Source organism: uncultured Streptococcus sp. (genome assembly GCF_915066115.1).
In the GTDB taxonomy this organism is placed as follows: domain Bacteria; phylum Bacillota; class Bacilli; order Lactobacillales; family Streptococcaceae; genus Streptococcus.
Map to the genome: position 1 here is coordinate 1 of NZ_CAJZDT010000092.1, position 7,695 is coordinate 7,695.

At 40.9% G+C, this 7,695-nt stretch carries 3 protein-coding genes; all 3 read right to left on the reverse strand.

Annotated elements, in window-relative coordinates:
• Window positions 1-4,354: accessory Sec-dependent serine-rich glycoprotein adhesin (locus QZ565_RS06840; protein WP_295527373.1), on the reverse strand; the 4,354-nt coding region annotated here is incomplete at its 3' end.
• Between the two features lie 911 nt (window positions 4,355-5,265).
• Complete coding sequence (locus QZ565_RS06845) at window positions 5,266-6,810, reverse strand: peptide chain release factor 3 (protein ID WP_001025437.1); 1,545 nt, start codon at window positions 6,808-6,810, stop codon at window positions 5,266-5,268.
• Between the two features lie 143 nt (window positions 6,811-6,953).
• A complete protein-coding gene (locus QZ565_RS06850; protein ID WP_295527379.1) occupies window positions 6,954-7,646 on the reverse strand; it encodes a TIGR02206 family membrane protein in 693 nt (230 codons plus the stop codon).
• Window positions 7,647-7,695: the final 49 nt, after the last annotated feature.

The following is a 7,695-nucleotide window of genomic DNA, read 5'->3' on the forward strand; positions in this document are numbered from 1 at the left end:
CCACCGCGCTAGTTGATGCCGATGCACTTGCTACCGCGCTTGTTGAAGCCGATGCACTTGCTACCGCGCTTGTTGACGCTGAGGCGCTTGCTACTGCACTAGTAGATGCTGAGGCACTTGCTACTGCACTTGTTGACGCTGAGGCTGAAGCTACCGCGCTAGTAGATGCTGAAGCTGAAGCCACCGCACTTGTTGACGCTGAAGCTGAAGCTACCGCGCTTGTTGATGCTGAAGCTGAAGCCACCGCGCTAGTCGACGCTGAGGCGCTTGCTACTGCACTTGTTGATGCTGAAGCTGAAGCCACCGCACTTGTTGACGCTGAAGCTGAGGCTACCGCACTTGTTGAAGCCGATGCTGAGGCACTTTGACTTGCACTTGTCGACGCAGACACTGATGCACGGTAATCAGAGTCAGATATATCTGGCGTTACCGTATTCACCGTTCCATCTTTATAAGTGATGGTCACCGTTCCATTTTCTGCAATAGAATAACTACTGATACGATTTGCAGTCTCTGGATTTGCTGTTTTCACAGCTGCCAAGATTTCATCTTTCTCACGCTGATCCAGAGCGTTTGGATGTTTAACTTGGAAGACTCTTGACGGCTTCACACCAGGGAATCTTACATTCAATTTACCTTGAGCAACTACTACTGTCGGAGTGCGTGCTTCGTTATCAGACAAGTCTACAACTTTGGTTCCGAGATTCCATTTATTTTTATCATCATATTTCTGATTAGCATTATAAGAAGCTGTATACTCTAAAGTAGCAGGAGCATTCGTTGGTGTATTCTTGAATCCTGGCGCACCATCATTCGAAGAATATCCATCTTGGAATATTCTAGTTTTATCAGAAATACCATCATAAAGCTTCAGTTCTTTGATTTTGCCACTATTATCTGAACCTTTTAAGACAACTTTAACTTCATCTCCTGCAAAAATCTCGTATCCACTCGTGCCAGGACGGACATTATTTTTCGGAGAAAGTTTTTCCCACTTACCACCATTCTTGACATAGATTTCAAATTCAGGTTTTGGATCTACATTTTCTTTAGTAATGGTCTTAGTAGTTGTGGCAGAAGTAAGGGTCTCTGTTCTTCCAGAAGTCGTTACAACTTTCTCTTGTTTAACCGTTACATTTCCTGTAGGTAAGAGTCCATTATTGGCTTCCGTAACGCGTTTCAAATCAGACGGTTCAAATGTCAGACTTATTCCTGTTGCTTGTTTTTTAACTGTTTGGCCTGCAATCGTTAAAGTAACCGTTGCTCCTGGTGTTACGTTATTCACCACAATTGAACGATTTGGCAAACCACCTTTTTCATTCACTGAATCAGCTGCAATTTCAGGAGCTTGTGGATTTACTTTCACGGTAACAGGAACATTTTGTTTAACTCTTACCCCCGTTGAATCTGCAGGTAGTTCTACTTCTACTTCCTTAGTAAAGATTCCGACCTCAGTGAGTGACGGCGCACCATCAACCCACTTGTAATTAGTATTTGTCGTGTTAAAATCTGGGCTTCCAGATACTTTTGTAACCGCTTCTTTAGGATTTGCTACAGCTTTTTTATAAGTTGGGTCATCTGTCTTATTCTGAGTAAAGATATAAGAACGATTTGATTCAAACTTATAGACATCATGAACAACATCAACTGTATGACTTAATTTATTAGAGTCATTCTCCCCCATACGACCTACCGGATAGGTAAAGGTCACTTGGTAGGTATTTCTTCCTGTCTCATTTGTATTGATAGGCGAGCTAGAAACTACTTGACCATCTTTACTCCAAGCTTGGCTTGCACCACTTGGATATCCAGCCGTCCCCTCTTTATCAACATAATTATGCCAAACTGTTCCCTTATGAGGAGCTGTTCCTTGAATATCATTTACTGGACCTTTAGGCTTAATTGTCGCCAGAACTTCATAATCTACAGTAACATCTTCACTGCCACCATTAGGATATTCGATGTGGGCAATAGCTTGTTTAGAGCCTGTCTCTAACGTACTAATTCCTGCCCCTTGTTTCCAAGTGATATTTGTTCCATTAGGGAATGCTTTACCGTTAGCACGCTGGATAAAGTTACTTGCATCCGCCAAGTCACCAGCCTGCTCACCAATATAGGTATAGACTTTAGGGACTTTGGCAATTGGATTATATTTCTCTAAATTGGCATTGATAGTACTTGTAGTCCCATCACGATAGGTAACTGTGATCGTACCATTTGTTGAAACTTCAATCTTAGCTTTGGTACCTGGATAAGTTAGAACGGTACCACTTGCATCTGAAGTTAATTCGTGCTGCGTTCCAGTTTTAACAAGGTCTTGATTAGATAGCAAATCACGTTTATTGGCCTCATTATTAATAAAGTTATTATAAACTTCTGCAATTTCTTGCGGTGTTAAATGATCCAAATCCTTAACTAAGACAGTATTCCCACTCTGAACATCATGACGTTCGTTAAAACCTTTGATAATGTATTCTACAGTAGCACTAGCCTGTTTGCCATTCCAAGCCTGAGCCGCAAAACGATATGTATAAACTTTACCTACTTCAGCTGTAGCATTCCCTCCTCCTACTACACCACTTAACCCATTTAACACAAAGGGGACAATTTGTTTGTCATCTTTAGTAAGATTAGGCTTATCGACAGTATTCGAATTAAATTCAACTCCCGGAACACGATCTCCTGGAAATAGAGTGTGTTGACGAATATTAGAGCCATTTCTTTTTATGGATACCTTATCATTGATTGTATCATCATTATAAACTTCTTTCCGAGCTTGTTCGATTATATATTCTGGCCCAGATTTCTCTACTGAAGGTGATGGCGTTGGTCTAGATTGATTGTAACCTGTCGGAACACTTGCCGTTTGAACTCTAGAAGCATTCCCTTGAGTATTTTGCCCGATAGGTGCTGAGCTGACCTGAACCTGCATATCAGCAGTCCCAGTCGATACATTGTTATCGTATTTAACTTTGACTACAATCGTACCACTTAAGTTTCTATTTTGTCCATGTCTGTAATTATAAACAATTTCTGAACCCTGAGTGTAGGTTTTCTCCATAGATTGCCCATTAAAAGAAGCACTTTGGACATGGCCTCCTCGGCCGACATTTATCCTAACACCTACATTGCTCAAAGCACTATTAGCCTGAACATTCATGGTAAACGTTGCGATACCAGTCGCCTTATCAAAGCTACCCACAGGCTGACTAACCGTCATACGGCCATCTCCCTGCTCAGAAGCCCAACTTGCGCGAAGAGAAGCATCTCGCAACATAGCTTGGCCATTACGAGCATCACGCGCTCCTGATTGCGCTCTTAAAACAGCATTGACAATAGAATTACGAGCCAAGGTAGCTTTTTGCACCACCTCTGTCCAGTCACTCGTTGGATCTGCCAAAGCTTTTTCAATAGCTGTCACTGCTGCATTTACCTTAGTAATTGCAGAATCAGTGTTTGGTAAACCAGCAGCCTTCGCTAAGTATTCACCCATTTCAGCTGAAAGCTTGGTTAACTTCTTACGATTTTCTTCATTTTTCTTTACAGAAGCTTCTACAGATGACAAGGTTGCAGCTGTCGCTCCCACTAAACTTGTTGTATCTGAATTTGTTTTAACAGCATTTGACTCAATAGCAGTAGGCTTCAAAATTGATGAATCAATCTTGTCAACCTTTGATTCATTTTGAGTCGATACTTTCTTCTCATCTTGAATTTCAGATACAGTTTTTTCTGAGGAAGCTCCTACAGATGTTGACACGCTACTTGTTTGGCTAGCAGATTGACTCAAACTAGTTGACGCACTAGCGGAATCTGAAGCGCTAGTGCTAGCTGAAGATGATGTGCTAGCTGAGGCACTAACTGACGTACTAGCGGAAGCACTTGCTGAAGTGCTGGCTGAGGTACTAGCTGAGGTGCTAGTAGAAGCTGATTCTGAAACCGAAGCGCTTTCACTCATAGAAGTAGACAAGCTAGCAGAATTTTCCGAGTTACTTAGAGATGTCGTACCCAAAACTACTGTATCATTTGTAACTAAAAGATCTGGATTTTCCAGCGTTTTTTCCACTGCTACTGTTTCATTTGCAAATACTTTTGTTTGAGTAGCAACACTACCACCTAAAACAGCCCCTGTGGCAGCAAGTCCCTTGATAATATCCAAACCTGAAATAGAAGGATTCACTTTATCCTCTACTACTTCTGTCATGACTTGAGTCGTATCTACACCACCCCGCAAGACCTTGAATAAACCAAAAAGAGAGGTTGAAGCGCGCAACCAATGTTTTCCTGATTTGATTAACTTGTATCTCGTCACACGGTCGGTTTCTCTATATTCACCTTTCTGACGTCTAAAAAACATGTTTTATCCTTTCATTCTATACCAAAGAGTGCACTCTGGCCCATTTAATCATACCCTCAAATTATACTTTAAATGCAAACGCTTGTCAAGAAATTTGATATATTTTTATATAATATTACCATTCAAATATTTTGAAATATCTAGCTATTTATAATCTCTCTAACAACATCTAATACCTTTGTATAAAAAGCCTCAAATAACTTTTTAAAATATATATAACTAAATTTATTTTAGTTGTAAAAAGTATATAACGTTCGGATTTTTAACATATTATATAAACAAAATATAAAAACTTGACTATTCATGTTTCATTGATAAATTCATAATGTAATGCAAAAAATACTATCGAAGTACATCTTGTGACAATAGATTTTCATAAAAAATTGCTTCGAATCAACTCGATTCTCCCTGTAACTCCTATCAAAAATGCCCACAATTAGATTATAATCATGGGCATTCTATTGATGTTTTTTCTAGTTAGCTAGGCCATTATCTCCCCGTTACGACAGAAAAGCCCACGAATCGATACCATTCGTGGATTTTTCCTAGTAAAGCATTTAGGTAAACCGATTGTTACACTACGACACGGAGTTTGGCAAATCGATTCCATTTGTAAAACTCATTTAGTGAGGCAGTTAGCTAGACTACTTCCTACCAGTTACGACGTAAAGTTTTACGAATCGACAATATTCGTAAAACTTTACTAGTGGAGCGCCTAGCCAAGTTCCATAGAAACTTGGCGTTAGTTACTTAGATTGTTATACAATCAAATACATTTACTGAACTACGACACGGAGTTTGGCAAATCGATTTCATTTGTCAAACGTAGTTAGTAAGGCAGTTAGCTAGTTCGCCAAATAGCGACTAGCGTCCAACAATTAGGAACTTTAGTTCCAATTGTTGGTACTGAGTTACATCTTCTCTTCCAACTCTACATCTGGATACTTGTCCGCAAACCAACGGAGGGCAAAGTCATTTTCAAAGAGGAAGACTGGTTGGTCAAAACGGTCTTTGGCCAAGATATTGCGACTTGATGACATCCGTTCATCCAAATCCTCAGGCTTGATCCAACGAACGGTCTTTTTACCCATTGGGCTCATGACTACTTCCGCATTGTACTCGCCTTCCATACGATGCTTGAAGACTTCAAACTGGAGTTGCCCGACAGCACCCAGCATATACTCGCCTGTTTGGTAATTCTTATAAAGCTGAATGGCTCCTTCTTGCACCAATTGCTCGATTCCCTTGTGGAAGGATTTTTGCTTCATGACATTCTTGGCAGATACTTTCATGAAAATTTCAGGTGTAAAAGTTGGTAGTGGTTCAAACTCAAACTTGTTTTTTCCAACAGTCAATGTATCCCCAACCTGATAAGTGCCTGTATCGTAAACCCCGATAATATCACCTGCCACGGCATTGGTCACATTCTCACGACTTTCCGCCATAAACTGAGTAACATTCGACAGTTTAGCACCCTTACCAGTACGAGGCAGGTTGACACTCATGCCACGTTCAAACTCACCCGATACGATACGTACAAAGGCAATACGGTCACGGTGACGAGGGTCCATATTGGCTTGGATTTTGAAGACAAATCCTGAGAAATCCTTGTCGTAAGGATCCACAATTTCACCATCTGTTTTCTTATGTCCATGAGGCTCTGGAGCAAACTTGAGAAAAGTCTCAAGGAAGGTCTGCACACCAAAGTTAGTAAGGGCTGAGCCGAAGAAGACAGGTGTCAATTCTCCAGCAAGGATTGCTTCCTCTGAAAACTCATTTCCAGCTTCATTTAAAAGCTCAATATCATCTTTGACTTGCTCGTAGAAAGGATTGCTACCAAAAAGCTTGTCCCCATCTTCTAGACTGGCAAAACGCTCATCCCCTTTATAAAGTTCCAAGCGTTGGTTATAAAGGTCATACAAGCCTTCAAAGGCTTTCCCCATACCGATTGGCCAGTTCATCGGGTAACTCGCAATACCTAAGACTTCTTCCAATTCTTGCAAGAGATCCAGTGGCTCACGACCGTCACGGTCCAGCTTGTTCATAAAGGTAAAGACTGGAATGCCACGGTGTTTGACAACCTCAAACAATTTCTTGGTTTGCGCCTCGATACCCTTGGCAGAGTCCACAACCATGACCGCAGCATCCACCGCCATCAAGGTCCGATAGGTATCCTCTGAGAAGTCCTCATGCCCTGGGGTGTCGAGGATATTCACGCGCTTACCATCGTAGTCAAACTGCATAACAGATGAAGTCACCGAAATCCCACGTTGCTTCTCGATATCCATCCAGTCAGACTTGGCAAACGTCCCTGTTTTCTTCCCTTTTACGGTACCAGCCTCACGAATCTCGCCCCCAAAGTAGAGCAACTGCTCAGTGATGGTTGTTTTCCCCGCGTCCGGGTGGGAGATGATGGCAAAGGTACGACGTTTCTTAATTTCTTCTTGAATATTCATAAGTTCTCTTTCTTTGATTCTCTATTTTTCTTGTTTCAATAGCTAAGAATGATTTCTACATTGGATTTTACCATTCCTTTCAACACTCCATTATATCGGATTTTGAGTAGTTTTTCAATTAGTCATTCGAGGATAAAGGTAAACTAGAACACTGATTTCACCTGGTTTCTCTTTTTCCACCGTTTTTTGAACAAGATATCAAAAAGAACCAGAGCTAGTGAGAGGATGACGGACACAAGTAGGTACTTTAGCCACAGGGGGGCATCAGGAATAAAAGGTGTCTTATTTAACAAGCCATAATTCCCACCAGTCACCTGATTAACCCCAACTAGAAAGAGATTGAGGATAAAGGTATAGACTACAATCATATATTTCTTGAGTAGGCTCTTGTCATAGTGATTCATCAAGTAGACCAAGGAATTCACTAGAAGGGCATAGTGCCCAATCAAAAATGAAAAACTGGTAATATGGGGGAAGTCATAGGGGTCAAAAACTGGGTAAACCAGTGCAAAGACAGCTCCACTTGCTCCTAAGAGGGCAAAGTACTGCTTGCTTTTCCATTTATCAGGCAAGAAAACCACAGCAAACATAGCTAAACGGCAATGATAAAATGGGAGACTATTAGAAAAGGGAATCCCAAAACCAACATACCAACTATAGAGTGCTAGCAACTGGAGGATTTGAATCCCCTTAAACAAGTATACAAATTTCGGATTTTTGTGATAAGCAAGTGCCCCATAAATACAAAGCACTAAGACAAGCATCATAACCCCATACCAAAAAAGTGAAATGGGAGGAGGGACTGTCTGAGTTCTGGTGATAAATTGATGGAACATGTTTCTATCCTAACTCTTATTTTTTCTTTTTTCTAGTTTAACTATTATC